Below are 21,545 nucleotides of genomic sequence, written 5' to 3'. Positions count from 1 at the left end.
GTCATCCCCCTGACCGGTCCCGGGCGGCGAGCAGCTCGAGCGCGGCCGCCGTGGCCGCGCGGCTCTCGGCGCATGCATCGCCCGCCGCGCGGATGCCGGCCGCGGGCCATCCGAGCTGCGCGGCGATCGTCGCGGCGGCGAACGGGGCAGCGAACGACGTGCCGCTCCACACGGCGAAGCTCCCGAGGTAGCACTCGGGCGCGATCGTCTCCCGGCGCCGCTCGAAGCGGTCATCGCGCGACGACGCCTGCCGCCCGCCCTCGAACGCCGGCATCGTGCTCACCACCGCGGCGCCCGGTGCGTACACGCGCACCCACGGCCCCACGTTAGAGAAGAGCGCGACAGCGGCACCGCTCGGGTTCAGCGCGCCGACCGACACGTGCTCCGCCCCGTCATCGGGCTCGATGCCGTTGTCGCCGCCCGGCCACGGCCAGAGCGACGCAGGGAACGGCGGTCGGTCGATCGCGTCGTTGCCCGCGGAGCACACGACCGCGCAGCCGAGCTCGCGCGCCCTGCGCAGGAGCTCGAAGAGCACGGTCGAGAAGAGCCCGTCCTCCGGAGTCTCGTGGTAGTAGCCGAGCGACAGGCTGAGCACGTCGATCGCCCGTCCGCCCTCCCGCCCCGCGCGGTACCGCGCGAGCAGCTCGACGAGCCCCGCGAGGGTGTCGAGGAGAGCGCTCTCGTCGACGACGCCGAGGGCGTTCGCGACCCGCACGGAGAGGATGTCGGCCTCCGGGGCGACCTGCCGGACGATCCCGGCGATGAAGGTGCCGTGCCCGGCGACCGGATCGATCTCCCCGTCCAGCTGGCCGTAGAGGTCGGGGAACCGCTCGGGGTCGGCGTCGTCCGTGAGTCCGAGCGGCGCTCCGTCGAGCTCGACGCGCCGCGTGACGATGTCGTCGGGCAGCCAGTCGTGCGCGCCGCACCCCGTGTCGAGGATCGCGACGACGGGTCGCCGTCGCCCGCGCGGCGGCTTCCCCGCGCGCGTGGGCCCCGCGCCGAGGCGCGCGACGGGCTGCCGCCCGCCGTGCCCCGCCTCGGCGTACTGGTCAGCGCCATGCGGGTTGGTGCGCGTGAACGGGTTCGTCCGCGTGAAGGGATTCGTGCGCGTGAACGGATTGACGCCGACGGGGTCGATCGCGACGACGTGGTCGAGCGCGACGTCGCGCAGTCGGCCTCGAGAGAGGCGTCGCGCCCGCTGCAGGACGCGCCACGCGTCGGGCGGCACGGGCGCCTCCCCCCGCGACGGCCCGTCGGGCGCGACGAGCTGCGCGCGCAGCATCCCGAGGCCCGGCAGCAGCGGGGTCGGCTCCTCCGCCTCGCCGAGCGCGTCGCCGCGCAGCGATTCGGGGACGACCTGCCACCCGAACGACGCAGCGGCCTCGCGGACGAGGCGGAGTCCGTCGACCGCCTCCGCGTCGTCGTCGCGTCGCGCGATCAGGAGCCGGTCGGGAACGTACGCGGTCGGGAACGCGCGCACGCCGTCGACGGGCTCGACCGCCGGGTCGAGGACCCGCCCGACCGGGATCGATCCCGCGGCGCGATCACGCCACGACCATCCGTCGGGCTGGGATGTGGTCCGGCTGTCGTCGGGCATCGCGCACCTCCCCGGGCACTCGGCCAGGGGAGCACCGCTTGCGCGTATTCTGCCCCAGAACCGCCGTCACGGGAAGATCGACCTCACATGTCGAACCAGGGGGTCGCGACCTCCCGGAGACCCTCCTCCTGCCGCACGACCATCCGCACCTGCGCGCGCCCCGCGGCCACGCCCTCGAACGAGAAGCGGCCGTCGCCGACCGTGTCGGCGGCCCACTCGGCGTCGTCCTGCGCGAGGCGCGCCGCGAGCACCGCAGGACGGGACCATCCGTCGATCCGGCGCGCGCCGCCATCCGTCGGCGACACGTGCAGCAGCACCTCGGCGTCGTCGTCCGCGAACTGGAGCGTGCGGCGCTCGTCGCCCGCCCGCACGGCGGCCTGCGCGCCGTCGACGAGCGAGAGCAGCGCGAACTCGCGCGAGAGGTCGTCGACGGCCACGGCCGCGATCATGCGGTCGGCGAGTCCTGCGGGGACGGGGTCGGCCTGCTCCCAGGACGCGCGCAGCGCGTCGAGGAGCTCGCGGTCCTCTGCTCCCCCGACGTGGTCGTTCACGATCGCCCCTCGTCTCGTATATCGGGATTCAATCTGGCTCGAAGCTTAGCGAGGCAGCGCTGCCTCGTGGGCCCGATGCTTCCCACCGGCATGCGCAGATCGGCGGCGATCTGGGCGTAGTCCGGTCGGTCCTCGAAGGCGACGATCCGCAGCAGCCGCTGGCACCGCTCATCGAGCGCGCGCACGGCCAGCCACAGGCGGTCGGCCGTGTCGGCCTCGGCGACGTCGTCCTCGGCCGCGCGGCGCGACGGGAGCCGCGCCTCGAGCAGGTCGTCGTCGGTCGGATCGGCGCGACGGTCCGCGCGCGCGACGCGCCATGCCTCGCGGCGCGCGGTCACGCGCAGCCATCCGGAGACCGCGTCGGCGCTCGCGATCGTGTCGTGCTTGCGGACGAGCGTGAGCCACGTCGTCTGGATGACGTCCTCCGCCGCCGCCCGACGCAGGCCGTACGCGCGGACGACGTGCCACAGCACGGGGGTCATGATGCGCACCAGCTCGTCGATCGCCTGCGGGTCGCCGTTGCGCCAGCGCGCGAAGTGCGCGGCCGCCTGCTCCCAGCGCGCCGCGCCGTGGGCGTCGGCGACGTCGTCCGCATCATCCGCGGGCGACAGGGAGAGATCGTCCATGTCAGACACATTGTGTCCATACCTGCGACGAGGCGTGCAACACGCGGCGTGATACGTGATGCAGTCGATACCGAGGCGCTGCCCAGGCGGCGCTCAGCGCGCCTGCCCGGGCAGCGGCGCCTCGGCGGAGCGCGGCGACCTCAGCACGAGGACGACGACGATCGCCACGAGGATGACCGCGCTCAGCGCGAGCGGGAACGGCAGGAGCGCGTCGAGCAGGACGAGCACGGCGCCCACGGGCACCACCGTGTTCACGACGCGGTCGGCATGCGCGCGGATGGCGATCCACCAGATGCCGAGGACGAACAGCGCGATCGGGATGGTCACCGTGGAGGCAGCGGCGGGCCCCGTGAGCTCGCTGTGGTGGGTCAGCGCGTCGATCTCGACCTCGACGCCGGCCGAGAACGCCCCCGCCGCCGCGAAGACGACGTAGTGCACGTACCCGTAGCGGATCGACTGCGCGAGCGATCCGATCGCGGAGTGGTGCGGCGGCCAGAAGTAGATCCACCAGAGCGCGGCCGTCACGACGAGGGTCAGCACGGCGATCGCGATGAGCGGAGCCAGCGCGTCGGCGTCCTCGAGGGCCTCGATGATGGCGTTGGCCGACGCGAGCAGGCTCTCGCCGAGCAGGATGAGCGTGAAGAGCCCGTACCGCTCGGTGATGTGGTGCGGATGCCACGGGGTGTTCGCTCCGCGCTCGGCGATGATCGGGACGGCGAGCTCGAGCACGACGCCGATGAGGAAGGCCACGAGGAACGCGCCCTCGGGCACGAGCAGAGTGAGCAGCCAGTACACCTGCACGACCGCGATGCCGAGCGCGTACATGAGCGTCGTGCGCCGGGCGCGGCCGGCGCCCCGCGACGCGCGCAGCCACTGCGCCACCATCGCGACGCGCATGATGACGTAGCCGACGACGGGGATCGTGAAGTCGCCGTGGAAGGCGGGGCCCACCCCGGCCGCGAGCACGAGCACGCCGCCCATCTGCACGATCGTGAGCACGCGGTACAGCCAGTCGTCGGCGTCGAACGACGTCGCGAACCACGTGAAGTTCATCCACGCCCACCAGATGGCGAAGAAGACGAGCAGGTACGACACGACGCCGTCGAGCACGTGCGCCTCGACGAGGGCGTGGTGCAGGTTGACCGCCGCCGTGCTCACGGCGATCACGAACACGAGGTCGAAGAACAGCTCGAGGGAGGTCGCCGCCCGATGGGGCTCGCGCGGGTCGCGCGGGCGCATGGGGACCATCCGCAGACGGCCGAGCGCGGAGTGCGGTGCGTTCACACGCGACAGACTACGCGCGGGTCAGAGCTCGCTCCCCGGCACGGCGAAGGTGTCGCACGCGCGCTCTCCGCGCTCGTACCCGGTCTGGAACCACCGCATGCGCTGCTCGCTCGAGCCGTGGCTCCAGCTGTCGGGGTTGACGACGCCGCCGGACTCCTGCTGGATGTGGTCGTCGCCCACCGCGGAGGCGGCGTCCATCGCGTCGGCGAGCTGCCCGCGGGTGGGCGCCTCGAGGTACGGGACGCCGTTCTCGTCGACCTGCTCGGTCATCGCGCCCACCCAGGCGCCCGCGAAGCAGTCGGCCTGCAGCTCGGTGCGCACGCCGTCGCTCTCGGGCCCGGTTCCGCCGCCCTGATGCTCCTGCAGCACGCCCGTGAGGTTCTGCACATGGTGCCCGTACTCGTGTGCGAGCACGTACAGCTGCGCGAGGTCGCCCGCCTGCGCGTCGTAGCGCTCGCGCAGCAGGGAGAAGAACGTCGGGTCGATGTAGACCGTCTCGTCGGGCGGACAGTAGAACGGCCCCGTCGCGTTCGACGCGGTGCCGCACGAGGTCTCGGTCTGCCCGTCCACGATGATGAGCTCGGGCTCGCGGTACCCCTCGAGGGCGCCGGCCCAGAACTGGTCGAGCGCGAGCGATCCGGCCGCGAGCCGGCAGTCGTCGTTCTCGTTCGCGTCCTGGCCCGTCTCGCAGTCCGAGATCGCCGTCTCCTGGCCGGAGCCGCCGGGCGCGCCGGCGTCGGGCGACAGCAGCCCGAGCACCGACCCGAAGTCGCCGCCCGTGAGCAGCCCGACGACGAGCACGCCGAGCAGGCCGAGGCCGCCGATCCCGCCGCCCGCGATCGCCGCGGTCCGTCCTCGACGCCGTGCGCCGTGCCCGCTCACATCCGCGTTCTCGTTGAACGTCATGACGCCCACGGTACCGCTCCCGACCGGCGTCCTCACGGCCTGCTCGCCTACCCTGGATCCGTGCCCGCCAAGATCCTCCTCTACTACCTCTTCACGCCGATCGCCGACCCCGAGGCCATCCGCCTGTGGCAGCGCGACCTGTGCGAGCTGCTCGGGCTGCGGGGCCGGATCCTCCTGTCGGAGCACGGCATCAACGGCACGGTCGGCGGCGATATGCAGGCGCTCAAGCGCTACGTCCGCAAGACGAAGGACTACGCGCCCTTCAAGGGCATCGACTTCAAGTGGTCGTCGGGGTCGGGCCTCGACGCGGAGGGCCGCAGCCTCGACTTCCCGCGGATGTCGGTCAAGGTGCGCGACGAGATCGTGTCGTTCGGCGCGCCCGGCGAGCTGCGAGTCGACGAGAACGGCGTCGTGGGCGGCGGCACGCACCTCACACCGGGTGCGCTGCACAAGCTCGTCGAGGAGCGCGGCGACGAGGTGGTGTTCTTCGACGGCCGCAACGCGTTCGAGGCGGCGATCGGCCGCTTCCGGAACGCCGTCGTGCCGGATGTCGCCACGACGCGCGACTTCATCGCGGAGCTCGACTCGGGGCGCTACGACGACCTCAAGGGGCGGCCCGTCGTGACCTACTGCACGGGCGGCATCCGGTGCGAGGTGCTCTCGAGCCTCATGACGGCGCGCGGCTTCGGCGAGGTGTACCAGCTCGACGGCGGCATCGTCCGCTACGGAGAGACCTTCGGCAACGCGGGCCTGTGGGAGGGATCGCTCTACGTCTTCGACGGCCGCGAGTCGATGACGTTCGGCGACGGCGCGGCGGTGATCTCGCGCTGCGCGGCGTGCGAGAGCCCCACCGACCGGATGGTCGACTGCGTCGACGAGACCTGCCAGGTCCGCGTCGTCCTGTGCGCGGGCTGCGGCGACGTGCACCCGTGCGGGCGCCACGCGGCCGTCGCCGCGTAGCGCCCGCCGGGGCGGATGGCTCCGCGCTGCCTCAGGACAGGCGCGCGAGCAGGGCGCGCGCGACGGATGCGGACGACTGCGGGTTCTGACCCGTCACGAGCGCGCCGTCCTCGACGACGTGATCGGCCCACGGCTCGGCGGCGTCGACCGCGATGCCGCCGTCGCGCAGCGTCGACTCGAGCAGCCACGGCGCCTTCGGAGCGAGCCCGCCCTGGCGCTCCTCCTCGTCGGTGAACGCCGCGACGGTGCGCCCCGCCGCCGCGAGCGCGCCGTCCGACCGCTTCGCCGCGAGCAGCGCCGCGACGCCGTGGCAGACCAGCGCGAGGGGCGTTCCGGCGTCGAGCGCCCGCACGATCAGGGCGCCGGAGGCGGCGTCGCGCGCGAGGTCCTCCATGGGTCCGTGCCCGCCGGGGTAGAACACGGCGTCGAACGCGCCGGGGTCGACCTCCGCGAGCACGAGCGGGCGCTGCAGGCCGGGGATCGCGGCGAGCGCGGCCCGCGCCTCCTCATCGTCCGCGATCGATCCCTCGTCGACGACGGGGACGACGCCACCCGGGGTCGCGACGGCGACATCGTGGCCGGCCCCGACGAGCAGGCGGTACGGCGCGAGCAGCTCCTCGGCCCAGTATCCGGTCGGATGCGCGGTGCCGTCGGAGAGGGTCCAGGTGCGGGCTCCGGTGACGACGAACAGGACGGTGGACATGGCTACTCCTTCTCGATGGGACGGCCCGAGCGGGCCGGCACCGAGGACAACGCATGGAGACCGCGACTCTTCCGATATCTTCGCGATGTGAGCCATAGATCCTCTGATGGACTGGACGACCTCGCCCTGTGGCGCACCTTCCTCGCGGTGCACACGGCCGGATCCCTCTCGGGCGCCGCGCGCACGCTCGGCCTCACGCAGCCGGCCGTCACGGCGCAGCTGCAGACCCTCGAGCGGCGCCTGGGCGAGCGCCTCTTCGCCCGCGGGGCCCGCGGCGTCACGCCGACGCCCCGGGCCGAGGCGCTCGCCGCCCGGCTCGCGGAGCCGTTCGGCGCGCTCGCCACCGCGCTGTCCGGTGCCGACGCGGGAGGTGCGACGTCGCACGCGCCCGTGCGCGTGGGCGGGCCGGCCGAGCTCCTCGCCGAGATCGCGGCGCCCGCTCTCGCGCCGCTCGTCGCCGACGGCGTGCGGCTGCAGCTCGTGCCCGGGCTGAGCGGCGCGCTCGTCGACGGCCTCCGCGCGGGCGTGCTCGACCTCGTCGTGGCGTCCGAGCGCCCTCGCGGACGCGCGGTCGTCGCGGCGCCGCTCGCCGACGAGGCGTTCGTCCTCGTCGCGTCGCCCGCGTTCGCGCGCGCCCGCGGGCTCGCACGCGGCGCGGTCGTGCCCGATGCCCTCGCCGACGTGCCGCTGCTCGCCTATGCGCACGACGTGCCCATCCTGCGCCGGTACTGGCGGCACGTGTTCGGAACGCGACTCGAGCGCGAGCCCGCGCTCACGCTCCCCGACCTGCGCGCGCTCCGCGCGGCCGCGATCGCCGGCGCCGGCGTGACCGCGCTCCCCGAGCATCTCTGCCGCGCGGCGCTCGCGGGCGGCGAGCTCGTGGACCTCCGGCCGTCCGACGACCCGCCCCGCAACACCCTCCATCTCGTGCGGCGACCCGGCGCCCCGGCGGGCCCGCACGTCGAGCGCGTGCGCGACGCGCTGTCGCACGCCGTCACATCCGCCCTCGCGTGAACGGAGCGGTCTCGCGCGCCCGCTAGCGTTGTCTGCATGCACGATCCCACCCCCACGGAAGTTCTCGACGCCGTCGGGCGACTGGAAGCGGAGCAGGAGATCCCCGAGCAGATGCGCGCCGACGTGCGCCTGCTGGGCTCCCTCCTCGGCCAGGTGCTTCGCGAGAGCGGCTCGGCCGGCCTGTTCGACGACGTCGAGCGCCTGCGCGTCGCGACCATCCACGCGTACACGGACCCCAGCCCCGAGGCCTTCGACCGGGCCGTCCGGATCGCCGACTCGTTCTCGATCCAGCGGGCAGACGAGGTCGCACGGGCGTTCACGTGCTACTTCCACCTCGTGAACCTCGCCGAGGAGCACCACCGCGTGCGCGTGCTCCGCGAGCGCGACGGCCAGCCCGAGCGCGACCCGCGCGGCACGATCGCCGGCGCGTTCGCCGAGCTCGCCGGCGAGATCGGCGAGGACGCGGCGCGCGAGCGCCTGCAGGCGCTGCGCTTCCACCCCGTCTTCACGGCCCACCCGACCGAGGCCCGCCGCCGCGCGGTCTCGACGAGCATCCGCCGTCTGTCGGCCCTCGTCGACGAGCTGGGCGCCGCACCCGAGGGCGGCTCGGCCGCGCAGCGCACGCAGCGCCTCATGCTCGAGGAGATCGACACCCTGTGGCGCACCGCGCCCATCCGCCCCGAGAAGCCGTCGCCGACCGACGAGGTGCGCGCGGTCATGGCGGTCTTCGACGACACGCTCTTCACGGCCGTCCCCGAGATGTACCGCCGCGTCGACGACGCCATCCACGGCGGCGTCGACGGCGACCGGCCGCCCGTCGTGCGCCCGTTCGTCCGCGTGGGCAGCTGGGTCGGCGGCGACCGCGACGGCAACCCGTTCGTCACGGCCAAGGTGAGCCGCAAGGCCGCCGCGATCGCGAGCGAGCACGTGCTCCTCGGCCTCGAGCGCGCCGCGCAGCGCGTGGGCCGCGGGCTCACGCTCGACGCGACCTCCACGCCGCCGAGCGACGAGCTGCTCGCGCTCTGGGAGCGCCTGCGCAGCGCCGACGAGGACGCCGCCGCCGACATCGCCAAGCGCTCCCCCAACGAGCCGCACCGGCGCATCCTGCTCCTCATCGCACGCCGCATCACGGCGACCCGCACGCGCGACGCCGACCTGGCCTACCGCGACCCCGAGCACCTGCTCGCCGACCTGCGGATCGTGCAGACGTCGCTGGCCGACGCGGGCGCCGCGCGTCAGGCGTACGGCACCCTGCAGCACCTCATCTGGCAGGTGGAGACCTACGGCTTCCACCTCGCCGAGCTCGAGGTGCGCCAGCACTCGGCCGTGCACGCGAAGGTCCTCGCCGAGCTCGACGCGGGCGGCCCGCGCAGCGAGCTGGCCGAGGAGGTCCTCGAGGTCTTCCGCGCGATCGCGTTCATCCAGGAGCGCTTCGGGCCGCGCGCGGCCGGCCGCTACATCGTGTCGTTCACGCAGTCCGCCGACGACCTGGCGAACGTGCACCGCCTCGCGCGCTACGCGGTCGGCGACGCGGGGCCCGCGCCCGTGCTCGACGTCATCCCCCTCTTCGAGACGTTCGCCGACCTGCAGGCCGCGCCGCGCATCCTCGCCGAGATCGTCGAGCACCCCGAGTTCGCGTCGCGCCTCGACGCGACCGGCCGCCGCCTCGAGGTCATGCTCGGCTACTCCGACTCGTCGAAGGACGTCGGCCCCGTCGCGGCGAACCTCGCCCTGTACGAGGCGCAGGCGGCGATCGCCGCGTGGGCGCAGGAGAACCGCATCGAGCTCACGCTCTTCCACGGCCGCGGCGGCGCCCTCGGCCGCGGCGGCGGCCCCGCGAACAGCGCGATCCTCGCGCAGCCGCCGCACTCGGTCGACGGCCGCTTCAAGCTGACCGAGCAGGGCGAGGTCATCTTCGCCCGCTACGGCGACCCCGACATCGCGATGCGCCACATCGACCAGGTCGCCGCGGCCATCCTCACGGCGGGCGCGCCCTCGAACGAGGACCGCAACCGCACGGCCGCCGAGCGGTACGCCGACATCGCGCAGGTCATGGAGACGACCTCGCGCGCGCGGTTCTTCGACCTCGTGAAGGCCCCGGGCTTCGCGCCGTGGTTCGCCACCGTGACACCCATGGAGGAGATCGGGCTGCTCGCGCTCGGCTCGCGCCCGGCCCGCCGCGGGCTCTCGGTCGAGTCGCTCGAGGACCTCCGCGCCATCCCGTGGGTGTTCGCGTGGACGCAGGCGCGCATCAACCTCGCCGGATGGTTCGGGCTCGGCACCGCGCTCGAGTCGGTCGGCGACGAGGAGCGGCTGCGGGCCGCCTACGCCGAGTGGCCGCTCTTCCGCACGATGATCGACAACGTCGCGATGAGCCTCGCGAAGGCAGACGACCGCATCGCCCGCCAGTACCTCGCCCTCGGCGACCGCGACGACCTCGCCGCGCTCGTCATGGACGAGATGGCGCTCACGCGCTCGTGGGTCGTGCGGATCGTGGGCGGCGACGGGCTCCTCGCGAACAAGCCCGTGCTCCAGCGCGCGGTCAAGCTCCGCAGCCCGTACGTCGACGCGCTCTCGCTTCTGCAGCTGCGCGCCCTCCGCGCGCTGCGCGAGACGCCGGCGGGTGGGAACGCCGACCCCGAGCAGCAGCGCCTCCTGCTCCTGTCGGTCTCGGGCGTCGCAGCCGGTCTGCAGAACACCGGCTGATCCCGCCCGCTCTCCCCTGCGTGTCTCACTCGGCGCGGGAATGCCGGCGGCATTCCCGCGCCGAGTGAGACACGCACAGGGGGGCGTCTATTCTGAGCGGATGGCGAGGAGGGCGATGCGGGCCACCATGAAGGACGTGGCGGCGCTCGCCGGAGTGTCGCCGAAGACCGTCTCCAACGTCGTGACGGGCACGGTCTTCGTCCGCCCCGAGACGACCGAGCGGGTCGAGAGGGCGATGGCCGAGCTCGACTTCGTGCCCAACCTCAGTGCGCGCGGCCTCCGCAACGGCCGCTCGGGCACGATCGCGGTCGCGCTGCCGGATCTCGCGACCGCGTTCTCGGCCGAGCTGCTCGACAGCATCCTCGACGTCGCCCACGAGCGCGGCTTCGCGGTGCAGATCGAGGAGACGGCCGCCGAGCCCGGCCGCGAGTACGAGCTCATCTCGCGCGCCCGCGCGCACCTCATCGACGGGCTCATCCTCAACCCGATCCGCCTCGAGGACAGCGCGGTCGAGCACGCCGATCACCTGCCGCCCGTCGTGCTCATCGGCGAGGTCGAGCAGCACGTCACCGACCGCGTGTTCGTCGACAGCCTCGCGGCCTCGCGCGAGGTCACCCGCCACCTCCTCGAGCGCGGCGCGCGCCGGATCGCGGCCGTCGGGGGCGACGACGCGTCGGAGATCGCGACCGCCACGAGCCGGCTGCGGCTCGCCGGCTACCGCGAGGCGCTCGCAGACGCGGGGATCCCCCTCGATCCCGCGCTCGAGGTCAACCGCTTCCCCTGGACCATGGCGGCGGGCGCGGCCGGCATCGACGAGCTCGTCGCGCGCGGGACCCCGTTCGACGCCGTCGTCGCGTTCACCGACTCGATCGCGATCGGCGCGCTGCACGCCCTGCACGCGCACGGGCTCCGCGTCCCCGACGACGTGCTCGTCGCGGGGTTCGACGACGTCGAGCCCGCGCGCTTCGCGACCCCCGCCCTGACGACCATCCGCTTCGACCGAGGCGCCTTCGCGCGGGAGGCCGTCACGCTGCTCGAGAGCCGGATGTCCGACCGGTCGCAGGCGCCGCGCGCCGTGCAGGTCGCTCACGAGCTCATCGTCCGCGCGAGCACCGACCGCTCGTGAGCGGCTCGCCTCCGCGCGCCCCTTGCGCATCCATTACATCGATGTAATGATGGCGTCGTCTCTGTCAGACGGTCACGAAGGAGTGGCGATGGCATCACCACAGGTCCACATCACGCGGCGCCAGCTCTTCGCGGGCGCCGCGGCTCTCGCGGGGACGGCGCTCATCGCCGGCTGCACCCCGGCGAGCGCCGCCCGCGGCGCGCAGCAGCTGCAGTTCTGGCACCTGCTCTCCGGCGGCGACGGCGTGACGATGTCGGGCCTCCTCGACGGCGTCAACGCCGCGCAGGAGGAGTACCGCATCCGCCCCACCGTCCTCGCGTGGGGCTCGCCGTACTACACCAAGCTCGCGATGGCGGCGACGGGCGGGCGCGCGCCCGAGGTCGCGGTCATGCACGCCACGCGCGTGGCGGGCTACGCGCCGGGCGGCCTGCTCGACCCGTGGGACGTCGACCGGCTCGCCGAGCTCGGCGTCGACGAGAGCACCTTCCCCGCGCCGATCTGGGAGAAGGGCTTCGCGGGCGGCGAGCTCTACAGCGTCGCGCTCGACGCGCACCCGTTCATCCTCATGTTCAACACCGACATCTGCGACGCCGCCGGCGTGCTCGACAGCGACGGGCGGCTCCTGCCGACGTCGTCGCCCGAGGAGTTCCTCGAGCTCACGCGGGCCGTGGCCGGATCGTCGGAGAGCCACGGCCTCTCGTACGGGTACCTCGGCGATGGCGCTCAGATGTGGCGTCTCTTCTACACCCTCTACACGCAGCACGGGCTCGCGATGGAGCTGCCCGAGGGCGGGAAGAGCGTGCTCGACCAGGACGCGGCCGTCGAGTCGCTCACGCTCATGCAGAGCCTGCTGGACGGCGAGATCGCCGCCCCGCAGAACGACTACCAGTCGGCCGTCGCCGAGTTCGCGACGGGCCGCAGCGGCATGTTCCTCACGGGCGTGTGGGAGCTGCGGACCATGCAGAACGCGGGCATCCCGTTCGACGCGACGACCATCCCCACGCTCTACGGCACCGACTCCGTGTACGCCGACTCGCACTCGTTCGTGCTGCCGCACCAGACGAGCCCCGACCCCGTCAAGCGCGACCTCACGTACCGGTTCGTCGCCGACATCCTCAAGGGCTCGTTCGACTGGGCGGGGGCGGGCCACATCCCGGCCTACCTGCCGATCACGGAGTCGCCCGACTACGCCGATCTCGTCCCCCAGGCGCACTACGCGAATGCGGCAGAGAACGTCGCGTACGACCCGCCCGCGTGGTTCACCGGCTCTGGCTCGAACTTCCAGGGCGACTTCGGCGCGTCCGTGCAGGACGTGCTCCTCAGCGGCGGCGACCCCGCCGCCGCCATCGCGGCCTTCCAGGCGCGCGTCGACAGCATGCTCTCCAAGCCGAACCCGGCCGACCCCGAGGGGACGTGGCAGTCATGACGACCGCAGCTCCCACCACCCGCACGATCGTCACCGGCGGCGCGCAGCGCGGCGGACGCCGTCACGTCGGAGCCCAGCGCAGCGAGCAGCTCGTGAGCTGGGTCTTCCTCGCGCCGTTCCTCATCGCGTTCGCGCTCTTCCTCGTGTGGCCGATCCTCCACGGCATCTACCTGAGCTTCACGAACCAGTCCCTGACCGGCGCGGGCGGCGACCTCGTCGGCTTCGCGAACTACGCCGAGGCCCTCGCCGACCCCGTCATGTGGCGCTCGCTCGGGAACACCCTCTGGTTCACGGTGCTCTCGACCGTTCCCCTCGTCGTCATCGCGCTCGTCATGGCGGTGCTCGTCGACCGCGGCATCCCCGGCCAGTGGCTGTGGCGGCTGTCGTTCTTCATGCCGTTCCTCCTCGCCTCGACCGTCATCTCGCAGATCTGGGTGTGGATCTTCAACCCGCAGATCGGCGCGGCCAACAACATCCTCGAGGCGCTCGGGCTCGCCCCCATCGCGTGGCTGCAGAACCCCGACACGAACATGATCGCGATCGTCATCGCGACCGTATGGTGGACGGTCGGGTTCAACTTCCTGCTCTACCTCGCGGCCCTCCAGAACATCCCCGCCCAGCAGTACGAGGCCGCGTCGCTCGACGGCGCGGGGCCGTGGCGCCAGCTCTGGTCGATCACGATCCCGCAGCTCGGGCCCGCGACGGTCCTCATCGTGATGCTGCAGATCCTCGCGTCGCTCAAGCTGTTCGACCAGGCGTACCAGATGCTCGGCGGCGTCGCGAGCGACACCACGCGCTCCATCGTGCAGTACATGTACGAGGCCGGCTTCGTCGGCTACCGCTTCGGCTACTCGGCAGCCATCTCCTACGTGTTCTTCGCGCTCATCGTCATCATCGGCGTCGCCCAGGCGGCGATCATGTCCCGTGGTGCCGCCGCCGCGCGCAGGAAGGAGCAGCGATGACCACCGTCACGCAGACCCTCGTCACCCCGTCCACCGCGCGCCGCGCCGAGCGCAAGCCCGGGGCGCGGCGGTTCGGCCCGCTGCGGATCGTCGCGTTCGCGGTGCTCCTGCTCCTCGCGATCGGATGGCTGCTGCCGTTCCTGTGGGCGGTCGCGACCGCGTTCAAGACCGAGACCGACGCCGCATCGGGCGACCCCTCGTGGATCGGGCCGAGCGGCCCCACGACCGACGCGTTCACGGCCATCCTCTCGCAGGGCAACGTGTGGATCTGGGCCTTCAACAGCCTCTGGACGTCGGCCGCCGTGACGGCCATCACGCTCGCGATCTCCGCGATGGCCGCCTACGCGTTCTCGCGGCTCGACTTCACCGGGCGGCGCTGGCTCTACGTGGCCGTCATCGCCGCGATCGTCGTGCCGCCGCAGGCGCTCATCATCCCGCTGTTCTACGAGATGCTCGCGTTCAACATGATCGACACGCACTGGGGCCTCATCCTGCCGCAGGTCGTCGCCCCGGCGATGGTGTTCATCCTCAAGCAGTTCTTCGACGCCGTGCCGATCGAGCTCGAGGACGCCGCCCGCGTGGACGGCGCGAGCCGCTTCCGCGTGTTCTGGTCGATCGTGCTCCCGCTGTCGCGGCCCATCCTCGCGTCGGTCGCGATCTTCGTGTTCATCGGCGCGTGGAACAACTTCCTCTGGCCGTTCCTCGTCATCAACGACACGACGCTCATGACGCTGCCGGTCGGCCTGCAGACCGTCATCAGCGCCTACGGCGTGCAGTACGCGCAGGTGATGGCGCAGGCCGTGCTCGCCGCGCTGCCGCTCATCATCGTGTTCCTCATCTTCCAGAAGCAGATCGTCAAGGGCGTCGCGACCACCGGCTTCGGCGGCCAGTGACACCCGGAACCAGGAGAGAAATGACCCGCGCCCGCATCACCATCGACCGCGACTTCACGATCGCCGACGTGCCGCGCCGGCTCTTCGGATCGTTCGTCGAGCACATGGGACGCTGCGTCTACACCGGCATCTTCGAGCCCGGCCACCCGCAGGCCGACGAGCGGGGCTTCCGGCGCGACGTGCTGCAGCTCGTGAAGGAGCTGGGGCCGACCGTCGTCCGCTACCCCGGAGGCAACTTCGTCTCGGGCTACCTGTGGGAGGACGGCGTCGGGCCGGTCGACCAGCGCCCGCGCCGGCTGGACGGCGCATGGCACACGATCGAGACCAACGCCTTCGGCCTGCACGAGTTCGTCGAGTGGGCGGAAGAGGCGGGCGTCGAGGTCATGGAGGCCGTGAACCTCGGCACGCGCGGCGTCGAGGAGGCGCGCGCGCTCGTCGAGTACGCGAACCACCCCGGCGGCACCTACTGGTCGGACCTGCGCCGCCGCAACGGCGCAGCCGACCCGTTCGACATCCGCCTGTGGTGCCTCGGCAACGAGCTCGACGGGCCGTGGCAGATCGGCCACAAGACCGCGCACGAGTACGGCCGCCTCGCGCAGGAGACGGCGAAGGCGATGCGCCTGGTCGACCCGACGATCGAGCTCGTCGCGGTGGGATCGTCGAACCGGCAGATGCCGACCTTCGGCACGTGGGAGCACACCGTGCTCACGCACGCGTACGAGGAGGTCGACTACATCTCGATGCACGCGTACTACCAGGAGCGCGACGGCGACGCCGCGTCGTTCCTGGCCGAGGGCGTCGACATGGACGCGTTCATCGACGGCGTGATCGCGACGATCGACGCCGTGAAGGCCGCGGGCAAGCACCGCAAGCAGGTCGACATCTCGTTCGACGAGTGGAACGTCTGGGACCAGGACCGGTACAACGACCACGAGGCGCGCGAGATCGAGGCGGCGGGATGGCGCGAGCACCCGCGCCTCATCGAGGACACGTACGACGTCGCCGACGCCGTCGTCGTCGGCACCCTGCTGCACAGTCTGCTGCGCCACGGCGACCGCGTGCGCATCGCCAACCAGGCCCAGCTCGTCAACGTCATCGCGCCGATCCGCTCGGAGGAGGGCGGGCCCGCGTGGCGCCAGTCGATCTTCTGGCCGTTCGCGCGGATGGCGCGTCTCGCGCAGGGGCGGATCCTGCGGCTCGCGGTCGACTCGTCGCAGACGAGCACGCGCAAGTTCGGCGACGTCGACGCGATCGACGCGGCCGCGACGTGGGACGAGGCGAGCGGGACGATCGCGCTGTTCGTCGCGAACCGCTCGCTCGAGGAGGCCGGCGACGTCACGGTCGACCTGCGCGGGCTCGCAGCCACGGCCATCCGCTCGGCCGAGGTGCTGACCGTGCCCGAGGGCGGCGACCGGCGCTCCGCGAACGTCGCCGACGATCAGGACCGCGTGGGGCTCGTCCCCCTGCGCGACGCGGGCATCGCCGACGGCGCCGTGCGCGCCACCCTGCCGCCGATGTCGTGGGCGGTCATCGTCCTCGACGCCGCGACGGCCTGATCCGACGCGTCACCCGCGGTCGAGCCACGCCAGGATGCGCTCGGCCGCGGGGGCGCCGTCGCGGATCATCGTCTCGTGCCCGTGGCCGGGGATCTCGATCGAGGTCGCGTCGGGCACGAGCTCCGCGACGCGGCGCACCCACACGGGCGGGCAGACGACGTCGTTCGCGCCCCGCACGACGAGCGTGCGCGAGCGGATCCTCTCGTACGCGTCCTCGGGGCGATGCGACAGCATCGCCTTCATCTTGCGCCGCAGGTTCGGGCCGGCCCGCAGGTACTCCCTCGCACCGAGCACGAGCACCTTGAGGCTCTCGCCGAGGAGGTCGCGCCCGAGCCGCAGCAGCTGGGGGACGGCGCGGCGCGCCTCGGAGTCGACGGTCGGGGCGACGAGGACCACCGGCCCCGCGAGATCCGGGTGGCGGGCCGCGATCTCGGCGACGACCTGCGTGCCCATCGAGTGCCCGATGAGGACCGGGCGCTCGAGACGGCGATCGCGGATGAACGCCGCGATGAGGTCGGCGACGCGCTCGATCGACGGCGTCCGCGGCGGCTCGGGCGCCTCCCCGTATCCGGGCTGGTCGATCGCGATCGCCCGCCCGCGCTCGGCGAGGTGGACGGCGACGTCGGCGAAGACGCGGCGGCCCATGCCGATCCCGTGCACGAGGAGGAAGACGGGCTCGCCCGCTCCGCGCTCCTCGGCGACGAGGGTCGCGCCCTGCCACGTGAAGCGCGAGATGCGGCCGTCCTCCGGCGCCCCCGCCAGCTCGTCGATCACGTCATCCGCGGCCTCCGCCGCGTCCTCGAGCGCACCCATCCTCTCAGCCTACGATCGCGCGGACCCCCCGCCCCGCAGCGCGCGTAACCTGGAAGGCATGACGACTTCCGCCACCAACGAGATCACCATGTTCGGCGCCGAGTGGTGCCGCGACTGCCGCCGCACCAAGGCGCAGCTCGATGAGCTCGGCGTCGCGTACACGTACGTCGACCTCGAGGCCGAGCCCGCGGCCGCCGAGGTCGCCAAGGAGATCTCGGGACGCACGAACATCCCGGTCGTGGTCTACCCCGACGCGACCCACCACGTCGAGCCGTCGAACGCCGACGTCGAGGCGAAGCTCAAGGAGCTCGCCCTCATCTGAGGCCCTCGCGCGATCAGGCGTCGTGGAGGTGCTTCTGGCCGTGGCCGAGCACCTTCACGACGACGCCGCGGCGCGAGAGCTCGGCGATCGTGCGCACCTCCTCCGCCGCGTCGCGGCCCAGCGCGTGCACGCTCGCGACGACGACGACATCGCCCGACTTCAGGCGCGAGAAGAGGCGCTGCAGGCGCTCCTCCCATGATTCGAGGATGTCGGGCGCGGGGTGCCGGAAGCCCTCGATCGGCACGCCGAAGCGCGTGAGGTCCTCGCGCTGCTGGATCACCGACGGCATGTCGTCGCGCTGCACGACGAGGCCCACGAGACGCGATCCCGCAGGACGCGCCTGCCACCATCCGCCGTCCCGCTGGAGCTCGACGAAGCACTTCGGGCACTCCGAAGCCTGATGGATCTCGGTCTCGGCGGTGTCTGCGTGGCTCATGGTGCTCCTCCACGTCCATTGTGCCGTGCCCGCGGTGCGGATGCCCACCCCCGGCGCGCCGGTCAGCCGCCGACGCACGCGACGGCGGGCTCGGAGCTCGTCCCGCTCGCGCGCCGGAGCACCACCTCGACGCACGTCTCGCCGTCCGCGGCCGGCACGGTCACCGTCGGCTCGACGGTCCGCTCGTAGTCCGGCTCGCCGGCGACGCTCGCGATGGTCCAGAGGTAGCTGTCGCCCTCCTCCGGCTCGGGGTTCGTCCAGGTGAACACGACCTCGTCGCCCCGCACGGCGCCCTGGAGGTCGGCAACGGACGGGACGGCGACGATCGGGTCCTGCGGCGCGACCGTCTGCGCCGGCGTGTCCTCCGGCTCGGGCTCGGCGAGCAGCGCGGGCAGCCCGAAGCCGATGACGGCGACCGCGGCGAGCGCGATCACGCCGACCGACACCCACCATCCCCACCGACCCCGCCGCGGCGCCTCGGCCGCGATCTCGCGGCGCGGGATGGTCGACTCGGGAGCCGACGCGGGCACGGGAGGGCGGATGACCGTGGCGTCGTCGGGATGGATGCTGCGGGCCCCGCGCACGACGGTCGCCTCGTCCTGCGCGCCCCGGCGGATGGTCTCTGCCGCCGCCGGGCGCGGCGACGTCGCCACGTCGGCGGCGTCGGGGGCGATGCTCATGACGGCGCGGACGCGCGTGAGGCCGCCGTCCTCGTCCTCGTCGCGGTCGCCCCTGGCGCCCTCGTCGATGATGTCGATCGGCGTGACCGCGTGCGCGAGCTCGATCTGCACCTTCTGCAGAGCGCGCGCGAAGGCCAGCGCACTCGTGTGGCGGTCGGCCGGATCCTTGGCCATCGCGCGCTCGAGCACGCTCTGGAGCGCCTCCGGCACGTCCGGTCGATCGAGCGACGGCAGCGGCATCCGCTCGATCCGGTCGATGAGGTCGGCGCTCGCGTTGCTCTGGCCCGCGACCTCGAACGGCGAGCGGCCCGCGAGCAGCGTGTAGACGGTCGCGCCGAGCTGGTACACGTCGGAGCGCGGGCCGCTGCGCGCGACGTCGCCGAACGACTCGGGCGGCGACCAGGGGATCGACATGCCGGTCGTCTCGGTCGGCCCGTGCGCGGTCGCGGCGATGCCGAAGTCGGTGAGCGCGGGCCGCCCGTACTCGGTCACGAGGATGTTCGCGGGCTTGATGTCGCGGTGGAGCACGCCCGCGCGGTGCGCGGTCTCGACGGCCGCGGCGATCGGGATGCCCACGCGCAGCGCCTCCGCGACCGAGAACGGCTCGCGTCGGTACCGCACCTGCAGGTTCGCGCCGGGGCAGTACTCCATGACGAGGTAGGGCCGACCGTCGTCGGAGACGCCGGCCTGCAGGATCGTGACGATCGCGGGATGGCTCGAGAGCATCGCCATGGTGTTCGCCTCGGCGGTGAACTGGCCTGCGGTCGCGCCCATCCGATCGGGCAGGAGGACCTTGATCGCGACCTGGCGACGCGGGAGCTCCTGCTCGTACCGGTACACGTCGGCGAAGCCGCCCGACCCGAGCAGCTCGATGCACTGGAAGCCCGGGATGCGCGGCGGAGGGGCGGGCGGCCGGCGCTGGTTCACGGCAGGTCCTCGAACGCGAAGGAGACGCCGTCGCCGAGATCGACGACGTCGCCCGTCACGACCACCGTGTGCTCGCCCGGGTGGAGCTGCACGGGCTCCTCCCCGCCGCGCAGGAGCGTCGTGCCGTTCGTCGAGTGGAGGTCGACGACGACGACGCTGTCGGCGTCGGGGATGACCTCGACATGACTGCGCGAGATGTCGAGCGACGGGCTCTCGACCGAGACGAGGTGCGGCAGCTCGGCGCCGGTCGATCGGGTCGCGCGCGGACGGCGCCCGATCACGATCGGACGATCGAGCGCGACGACCTCGCCGCTCGAGAGGCGGATGCGGGCGCGTGCCGTCCGCGTGGGAGCGGCCGAGCGCTCGCCGCGCGGGATGGTCGTGCCGTCATGGTCCCCGCGCAGGCCCCGGAGGTCGGCGGCCGAGATCGTCGCGCCGTCGTGGTCGCCGAGCCCGTCTCCCGTCGGGGCGATCGTGTCGGCCGCCGCCTCGCGCTGATCGCCGGCCGTCATGCCCGTCGACCCCCCACCGGCTCGCGCGGCCGCGTGTCGGCGTCGATGTCGCGGGTGCCCGTGTCTCCGTCGTGCCATGCGACGTGCACGGCGTCGACGACGATCACGGAGACGTTGTCGCGGCCGCCGCGTGCGACGGCCGCCTCGACCAGTCGGCTCGCCGCCGCCTGCGGGTCGTCCTCGGCGCTCAGGATGGCCGCGATCTGATCGCGCCCGACCTCGCGCGGCAGGCCATCCGAGCAGATGAGCAGGCGGTCGCCGCGGCTCGCCGGAAGCATCCAGAAGTCCACCCGCTCGCTGCTGCCCGCTCCCAGGGCGCGCGTGATGACGTTGCGGCGCGGGTCGCGCTCGGCGTCGGCCTCGGCGAGGCGCCCCGAGTCGACGAGCTCCTGCACGAGCGAGTGGTCGACGCTGATCTGCTCGAGGCGGTCGCCCGCGAGCCGGTAGGTGCGCGAGTCGCCGATGTTGAGCGCGAGCCAGTAGCCCGCTCCGCGCACGTCGACGATGACGACCCCCGACAGGGTCGTCCCCGCGCCCGTCTCGCGGGAGGACGAGAACGCGTCGATGCGCCGGCGGGCGGCCTCGACGGCCTCGCGCACCTCGTCGACCGTGAGGTGATCGCGCCCGACGAGGTCCGCGAACGCGGCCACCGCCATCCGCGATGCCACCTCGCCCGCGTCGTGCCCGCCCATCCCGTCTGCGACGAGGAACACCGGGGCGGACGCGAGCAGCGCGTCCTCGTTGATCGCCCGGCGGCGACCGGTGTCCGTTGCGGCGCCGACCGCGACCGTGATCGGCGCGGTCATGCGGGCGCCCCGTAGGTCGCCGTCCGGTCGCCCATCTCGAGCACGTCGCCCTCGACGAGCGGCGTGCGCTCTCCGGGCACGACGTCGATGCGGTCGCCGCCGCGCACGATGACGACGCCGTTGGTCGAGTGGCGGTCGGTGATCCACGCGCCGTCGCCGTCGACGTCGAGCGCGAAGTGCGTCTTCGACAGCGAGAGGCTCTCGTCGCGCACGGCGACGGTCTCCCCCTCCCCCGAGGGGTTCCGGCCGAAGAGCGTGAAGCCGTCGACCGTGTGCACGGCGCCGTCGTCCCACACGAGCGTCGCGGTCGGCCGCGGCGGCTCGCGGCGCACGACGATCGTGTCATCGAGAAGGGGGTCGTATCCGTCGGGCGCGTCGCCTCCCGGCACGATCGTGTCGTCGGAGACCTCCTCCGCCGGGGCCGGGGCGGGCGCGGGGGCCGGGGCCCGTGCGGGCGCCGGGGCCGGGGCGGGCGCGGGGGCCGGGGTGGGCGCGGGCGCCGGCGGGTCCTGCGTGATGCCGGGAACGTACGCGATCACGCCGAGAGGGGCGCTCGGCTCCGAGCGTGGTGGCGGGGGCGGCGTCGCGGGCGCGGGAGGAGCCACTGGAGCGGAACCGCCCCCCACGCGCGGGGGTGCGGGTTTCGAGGTTCTGCCATCCGACCCACCGAGGCGTCCCGTATCCCTGCCATTGCTGGAAGAGCAGCACGATCGACTGGAGGAGTGGGTAGACGGTGAAG

21 protein-coding genes are annotated in these 21,545 nt (G+C 73.1%); 9 read left to right on the top strand and 12 right to left on the bottom strand.

Annotated elements, in window-relative coordinates:
* Nucleotide 1 precedes the first annotated feature (1 nt).
* The 5 genes from ACOWU6_RS15530 to ACOWU6_RS15510 all read right to left on the bottom strand — a co-directional run bounded on the left by ACOWU6_RS15530 (nt 2) and on the right by ACOWU6_RS15510 (nt 4,964).
* Nucleotides 2–1,597 (bottom strand): S8/S53 family peptidase, encoded by a 1,596-nt coding sequence (locus tag ACOWU6_RS15530; protein WP_421076238.1) that lies wholly within the window; start codon nt 1,595–1,597, stop codon nt 2–4.
* 83 nt (nt 1,598–1,680) lie between these two features.
* A complete protein-coding gene (locus ACOWU6_RS15525; protein WP_271174709.1) occupies nt 1,681–2,148 on the bottom strand; it encodes a hypothetical protein in 468 nt (155 codons plus the stop codon).
* Nucleotides 2,145–2,774, bottom strand: coding sequence for an RNA polymerase sigma factor (locus ACOWU6_RS15520; protein ID WP_421076237.1), 630 nt, complete (start codon nt 2,772–2,774; stop codon nt 2,145–2,147). Before ACOWU6_RS15520 ends, ACOWU6_RS15525 begins: the two co-directional genes overlap by 4 nt.
* A gap of 93 nt (nt 2,775–2,867) precedes the next feature.
* Nucleotides 2,868–4,013: a low temperature requirement protein A gene (locus tag ACOWU6_RS15515; protein WP_421076251.1), complete on the bottom strand. Its 1,146-nt coding sequence runs from the start codon at nt 4,011–4,013 to the stop codon at nt 2,868–2,870.
* A gap of 66 nt (nt 4,014–4,079) precedes the next feature.
* Nucleotides 4,080–4,964, bottom strand: coding sequence for a neutral zinc metallopeptidase (locus ACOWU6_RS15510; protein WP_324012751.1), 885 nt, complete (start codon nt 4,962–4,964; stop codon nt 4,080–4,082).
* Nucleotides 4,965–5,024: 60 nt separating this feature from the next.
* On the opposite strand from ACOWU6_RS15510, the gene ACOWU6_RS15505 reads away from it, so the two are divergent.
* Complete coding sequence (locus ACOWU6_RS15505) at nt 5,025–5,924, top strand: rhodanese-related sulfurtransferase (RefSeq protein ID WP_324012752.1); 900 nt, start codon at nt 5,025–5,027, stop codon at nt 5,922–5,924.
* Nucleotides 5,925–5,955: 31 nt separating this feature from the next.
* Here ACOWU6_RS15505 and ACOWU6_RS15500 read toward each other — a convergent pair whose 3' ends face one another.
* On the bottom strand, nt 5,956–6,627 hold the full coding sequence (locus tag ACOWU6_RS15500) for a type 1 glutamine amidotransferase domain-containing protein (protein ID WP_421076236.1): 672 nt from the start codon (nt 6,625–6,627) through the stop codon (nt 5,956–5,958).
* Nucleotides 6,628–6,714: 87 nt separating this feature from the next.
* Between ACOWU6_RS15500 and ACOWU6_RS15495 the strand changes: the two genes are divergently transcribed.
* The 7 genes from ACOWU6_RS15495 (at nt 6,715) to ACOWU6_RS15465 (ending at nt 16,310) form a co-directional block, all read left to right on the top strand.
* The gene (locus ACOWU6_RS15495; RefSeq protein ID WP_421076235.1) at nt 6,715–7,641 is read left to right on the top strand and encodes a LysR family transcriptional regulator; all 927 of its coding nucleotides are present in this window, start codon (nt 6,715–6,717) and stop codon (nt 7,639–7,641) included.
* A gap of 36 nt (nt 7,642–7,677) precedes the next feature.
* The gene (locus ACOWU6_RS15490; protein WP_421076234.1) at nt 7,678–10,347 is read left to right on the top strand and encodes a phosphoenolpyruvate carboxylase; all 2,670 of its coding nucleotides are present in this window, start codon (nt 7,678–7,680) and stop codon (nt 10,345–10,347) included.
* A 100-nt stretch (nt 10,348–10,447) separates the two neighbouring features.
* The gene (locus ACOWU6_RS15485) at nt 10,448–11,473 is read left to right on the top strand and encodes a LacI family DNA-binding transcriptional regulator (protein WP_421076233.1); all 1,026 of its coding nucleotides are present in this window, start codon (nt 10,448–10,450) and stop codon (nt 11,471–11,473) included.
* An 88-nt stretch (nt 11,474–11,561) separates the two neighbouring features.
* The gene (locus ACOWU6_RS15480) at nt 11,562–12,899 is read left to right on the top strand and encodes an extracellular solute-binding protein (protein ID WP_421076232.1); all 1,338 of its coding nucleotides are present in this window, start codon (nt 11,562–11,564) and stop codon (nt 12,897–12,899) included.
* Nucleotides 12,896–13,861 carry a carbohydrate ABC transporter permease gene (locus tag ACOWU6_RS15475; RefSeq protein WP_271174717.1) on the top strand — a complete coding sequence of 322 codons (966 nt, stop codon included), beginning with the start codon at nt 12,896–12,898 and terminating at the stop codon, nt 13,859–13,861. The genes ACOWU6_RS15480 and ACOWU6_RS15475 overlap by 4 nt, the downstream gene beginning before the upstream one ends.
* Complete coding sequence (locus ACOWU6_RS15470; protein WP_271174718.1) at nt 13,858–14,754, top strand: carbohydrate ABC transporter permease; 897 nt, start codon at nt 13,858–13,860, stop codon at nt 14,752–14,754. Before ACOWU6_RS15475 ends, ACOWU6_RS15470 begins: the two co-directional genes overlap by 4 nt.
* A 20-nt stretch (nt 14,755–14,774) precedes the next feature.
* Nucleotides 14,775–16,310, top strand: coding sequence for an alpha-N-arabinofuranosidase (locus tag ACOWU6_RS15465; protein ID WP_282980497.1), 1,536 nt, complete (start codon nt 14,775–14,777; stop codon nt 16,308–16,310).
* Nucleotides 16,311–16,319: 9 nt separating this feature from the next.
* On the opposite strand, the gene ACOWU6_RS15460 is transcribed toward ACOWU6_RS15465, so the two are convergent.
* A complete protein-coding gene (locus ACOWU6_RS15460; protein ID WP_421076231.1) occupies nt 16,320–17,123 on the bottom strand; it encodes an alpha/beta fold hydrolase in 804 nt (267 codons plus the stop codon).
* A gap of 58 nt (nt 17,124–17,181) precedes the next feature.
* On the opposite strand from ACOWU6_RS15460, the gene ACOWU6_RS15455 reads away from it, so the two are divergent.
* The gene (locus ACOWU6_RS15455) at nt 17,182–17,445 is read left to right on the top strand and encodes a glutaredoxin family protein (protein ID WP_271174721.1); all 264 of its coding nucleotides are present in this window, start codon (nt 17,182–17,184) and stop codon (nt 17,443–17,445) included.
* A gap of 13 nt (nt 17,446–17,458) precedes the next feature.
* Here ACOWU6_RS15455 and ACOWU6_RS15450 read toward each other — a convergent pair whose 3' ends face one another.
* The 5 genes from ACOWU6_RS15450 to ACOWU6_RS15430 form a co-directional block, all read right to left on the bottom strand.
* Complete coding sequence (locus tag ACOWU6_RS15450; RefSeq protein WP_271174722.1) at nt 17,459–17,881, bottom strand: recombinase family protein; 423 nt, start codon at nt 17,879–17,881, stop codon at nt 17,459–17,461.
* Nucleotides 17,882–17,943: 62 nt separating this feature from the next.
* Entirely contained in the window at nt 17,944–19,488 is a 1,545-nt protein-coding gene (locus ACOWU6_RS15445) for a serine/threonine-protein kinase (protein ID WP_421076230.1), read from the bottom strand.
* Nucleotides 19,485–20,000: an FHA domain-containing protein gene (locus ACOWU6_RS15440; protein ID WP_421076229.1), complete on the bottom strand. Its 516-nt coding sequence runs from the start codon at nt 19,998–20,000 to the stop codon at nt 19,485–19,487. Before ACOWU6_RS15440 ends, ACOWU6_RS15445 begins: the two co-directional genes overlap by 4 nt.
* On the bottom strand, nt 19,997–20,806 hold the full coding sequence (locus ACOWU6_RS15435) for a PP2C family protein-serine/threonine phosphatase (protein WP_282980501.1): 810 nt from the start codon (nt 20,804–20,806) through the stop codon (nt 19,997–19,999). The genes ACOWU6_RS15440 and ACOWU6_RS15435 overlap by 4 nt, the downstream gene beginning before the upstream one ends.
* Complete coding sequence (locus ACOWU6_RS15430) at nt 20,803–21,345, bottom strand: FHA domain-containing protein (RefSeq protein WP_421076228.1); 543 nt, start codon at nt 21,343–21,345, stop codon at nt 20,803–20,805. The genes ACOWU6_RS15435 and ACOWU6_RS15430 overlap by 4 nt, the downstream gene beginning before the upstream one ends.
* Nucleotides 21,346–21,545: the final 200 nt, after the last annotated feature.

It is taken from the genome of Microbacterium sp. SA156, from assembly GCF_049065455.1.
GTDB classification, from domain to species: domain Bacteria; phylum Actinomycetota; class Actinomycetes; order Actinomycetales; family Microbacteriaceae; genus Microbacterium; species Microbacterium barkeri.
This window is presented reverse-complemented; position numbering and strand designations above follow the sequence as displayed.

Bases quoted from the DNA above. Each gene is read 5' to 3' on its own strand.
- ACOWU6_RS15530 (WP_421076238.1), bottom strand. From the start codon at position 1,597: ATGCCCGACGACAGCCGGACCACATCCCAGCCCGACGGATGGTCGTGG.
- ACOWU6_RS15480 (WP_421076232.1), top strand. From the start codon at position 11,562: ATGGCATCACCACAGGTCCACATCACGCGGCGCCAGCTCTTCGCGGGC.
- ACOWU6_RS15475 (WP_271174717.1), top strand. From the start codon at position 12,896: ATGACGACCGCAGCTCCCACCACCCGCACGATCGTCACCGGCGGCGCG.
- ACOWU6_RS15510 (WP_324012751.1), bottom strand. From the start codon at position 4,964: ATGACGTTCAACGAGAACGCGGATGTGAGCGGGCACGGCGCACGGCGT.
- ACOWU6_RS15515 (WP_421076251.1), bottom strand. From the start codon at position 4,013: ATGCGCCCGCGCGACCCGCGCGAGCCCCATCGGGCGGCGACCTCCCTC.
- ACOWU6_RS15500 (WP_421076236.1), bottom strand. From the start codon at position 6,627: ATGTCCACCGTCCTGTTCGTCGTCACCGGAGCCCGCACCTGGACCCTC.
- ACOWU6_RS15450 (WP_271174722.1), bottom strand. From the start codon at position 17,881: ATGAGCCACGCAGACACCGCCGAGACCGAGATCCATCAGGCTTCGGAG.
- ACOWU6_RS15455 (WP_271174721.1), top strand. From the start codon at position 17,182: ATGACGACTTCCGCCACCAACGAGATCACCATGTTCGGCGCCGAGTGG.
- ACOWU6_RS15485 (WP_421076233.1), top strand. From the start codon at position 10,448: ATGGCGAGGAGGGCGATGCGGGCCACCATGAAGGACGTGGCGGCGCTC.
- ACOWU6_RS15520 (WP_421076237.1), bottom strand. From the start codon at position 2,774: ATGGACGATCTCTCCCTGTCGCCCGCGGATGATGCGGACGACGTCGCC.
- ACOWU6_RS15470 (WP_271174718.1), top strand. From the start codon at position 13,858: ATGACCACCGTCACGCAGACCCTCGTCACCCCGTCCACCGCGCGCCGC.
- ACOWU6_RS15440 (WP_421076229.1), bottom strand. From the start codon at position 20,000: ATGACGGCCGGCGATCAGCGCGAGGCGGCGGCCGACACGATCGCCCCG.
- ACOWU6_RS15460 (WP_421076231.1), bottom strand. From the start codon at position 17,123: ATGGGTGCGCTCGAGGACGCGGCGGAGGCCGCGGATGACGTGATCGAC.
- ACOWU6_RS15465 (WP_282980497.1), top strand. From the start codon at position 14,775: ATGACCCGCGCCCGCATCACCATCGACCGCGACTTCACGATCGCCGAC.
- ACOWU6_RS15435 (WP_282980501.1), bottom strand. From the start codon at position 20,806: ATGACCGCGCCGATCACGGTCGCGGTCGGCGCCGCAACGGACACCGGT.
- ACOWU6_RS15490 (WP_421076234.1), top strand. From the start codon at position 7,678: ATGCACGATCCCACCCCCACGGAAGTTCTCGACGCCGTCGGGCGACTG.